A 2,257-nucleotide genomic window follows, 5' to 3' on the forward strand; every position below is an offset into this window, starting at 1 on the left:
CCTTCGGCGTGCTCGACCAGATCGGCCGCCCAGCGCGAGGTGACGAGATAGGCCTGCTTGAGGAAATCGAAGAAGGCGTTGCGGCCCCATTCCGGGTCGAGGAAGCGCTTGTCGCCGCGCTCCGGCTTGACCGCGTCTTCGGTGTCTTGCGCGGCGTTGCTGGTGCGCTGAATGGCGTTGGCCCAGACCGTCATATAGCCGGAGAACAGCCGCGTCTGCGCTTCCAGCGCGCGCTGCGGATCGGCAAGCCAGTATTCGCTGAGCTTGGAAAAGGTCTTCACCATATCGACGACGGGCTCGGCCACATGGTCGCGCACGTCGCCTTTTTCACGCGGCTCGGCCCAGGCGGAAGCGGCCTTGCCGGCCTGCTCGATCATGCGCGCCATGTTCAGGGCGAAGCGTTCCGGGTCCTTCACCAGATATTGCTCGACGGTCGAAGGCTGGTCATCTTCCGCTTTGCCCGAATCGGGTGTTTTGGACATGGTTGGCGGGGTTCCTCCCGAGGCCTTTTCTTGACATATTAACATGGGACATCCGACCGGGCCAATCTCGCTCTACCTCGGCTGCCAAGGAAACAATATGACGATTAATATTGGCGAGACTGTTTTTTTCGGTGCCGGACGTTTTTGCCGCATCGGCGCGGCGATCGTCCTCATCGGCATTGCCGGGTGCTCGAGCACCAACACGAATGGCCCGACGCCTGTCGCTGTGGGTGCGGGACCGAAGGATACCGGCACCTTCCCGAACCTGAACATCAAGCCGCAAGTGGCGGCGCCGCAGTTCACCGAAGCCGAGAAGAACGCCAAGCTCGCGCAATTGAAGGCGGATGAGAATGCGCAGGCGGCAAAGGGCGGCGGCCCCAAGGTCGTCAACCAGGCGGCGCTGACGGATCTGGCCAAGAAGCATGGCGACGAAACGCTGAAGCAGATCGAAGCCAAATGCGACCCCGCCCTCGACCCTACCTGCAAATAAGTATATAGCGCGCGCCCAACACCCCTTCGCTGTCTGGAACTGCCATGGAAGAATTTCACAAGGTTCGCCGGCTTCCGCCTTACGTGTTCGAGCAGGTCAACCGGCTCAAGGCCAGCGCCCGATCGCGTGGCGCCGACATCATCGACCTCGGCATGGGCAATCCGGACCTGCCGACGCCCAAGGCTATCGTCGACAAATTGTGCGAGGTCGTGCGCGACCCGCGCACGCATCGCTATTCCTCGTCGCGCGGCATTCCGGGCCTGCGCCGCGCCCAGGCCGCCTACTATGGCAGGCGCTTCGGCGTGAAGCTCAACCCCGACACGCAAGTGGTGGCCACGCTCGGTTCGAAGGAAGGCTTCGCCAACATGGCGCAGGCGATCACCGCGCCCGGCGACGTGATCCTGTGCCCGAACCCGACCTATCCGATCCATGCCTTCGGCTTTATCATGTCGGGCGGCGTCATCCGCTCGCTGCAGGTGGAGCCGGACGACGGTTTCATTCCGGCGCTCGAGCGCGGTGTCAAGCATTCGATCCCGAAGCCGCTGGCGCTGATCCTCAACTATCCGTCGAACCCGACAGCGCTGGTCGCCTCGCTCGATTTCTACAAGGATGTGGTCGCCTTCGCCAAGAAGAACGACATCATCATCCTGTCCGACCTTGCCTATTCGGAGATCTATTTCGACGGCAATCCGCCGCCTTCGGTGCTGCAGGTGCCTGGCGCGATCGACGTTTGCGTCGAATTCACCTCCATGTCGAAGACCTTCTCCATGCCCGGTTGGCGCATGGGCTTTGCCGTCGGCAACGAGCGGCTGATCTCGGCGCTGACGCGGGTGAAGTCCTACCTCGATTACGGCGCCTTCACGCCGATCCAGGTGGCGGCGGCACACGCGCTCAACGGCGACGGCGCCGACATCGCCGAGGTACGCGACATCTACCACAAGCGCCGCGACGTGATGGTCGACGCCTTCGGCCGCGCCGGCTGGACCATTCCGGCACCGGCGGCATCGATGTTCGCCTGGGCGCCGATCCCGGAGCCGTTCAAGCATCTCGGCTCGCTCGAATTCTCCAAGCTGCTCATCGAACATGCCGACGTGGCCGTGGCGCCCGGTGTCGGCTTCGGCGAGCATGGCGACGAATTCGTGCGCGTTGCTCTGGTCGAGAACGAGCACAGGATCCGGCAGGCGGCGCGCAACATCAAGCGCTTCCTGTCGACCAGCGCCAAGCAGCCCAACAATGTCGTGCCGCTCTCCGCTCACCGGTAAGCTTGCCGCACGCAAATTCGATC

General features: G+C 63.2%; 2 protein-coding genes and 1 pseudogene. 2 read left to right on the forward strand and 1 reads right to left on the reverse strand.

Features of this window, described 5'->3' with window-relative positions; all coding sequences use genetic code 11:
- Positions 1-482: pseudogene (locus tag EN932_RS34435) on the reverse strand (class I poly(R)-hydroxyalkanoic acid synthase); the annotation flags it as partial.
- 97 nt (positions 483-579) lie between these two features.
- Here EN932_RS34435 and EN932_RS34440 point away from each other — a divergent pair.
- Positions 580-972: a hypothetical protein gene (locus EN932_RS34440; protein WP_063167871.1), complete on the forward strand. Its 393-nt coding sequence runs from the start codon at positions 580-582 to the stop codon at positions 970-972.
- Between the two features lie 44 nt (positions 973-1,016).
- Positions 1,017-2,234, forward strand: a complete 1,218-nt coding sequence (locus tag EN932_RS34445) for an LL-diaminopimelate aminotransferase (RefSeq protein WP_013531991.1) — start codon at positions 1,017-1,019, stop codon at positions 2,232-2,234.
- Positions 2,235-2,257 lie beyond the last annotated feature (23 nt).

The sequence above is a fragment of the Mesorhizobium sp. M7A.F.Ca.US.002.01.1.1 genome, from assembly GCF_004022955.1.
Taxonomy (GTDB): domain Bacteria; phylum Pseudomonadota; class Alphaproteobacteria; order Rhizobiales; family Rhizobiaceae; genus Mesorhizobium; species Mesorhizobium ciceri.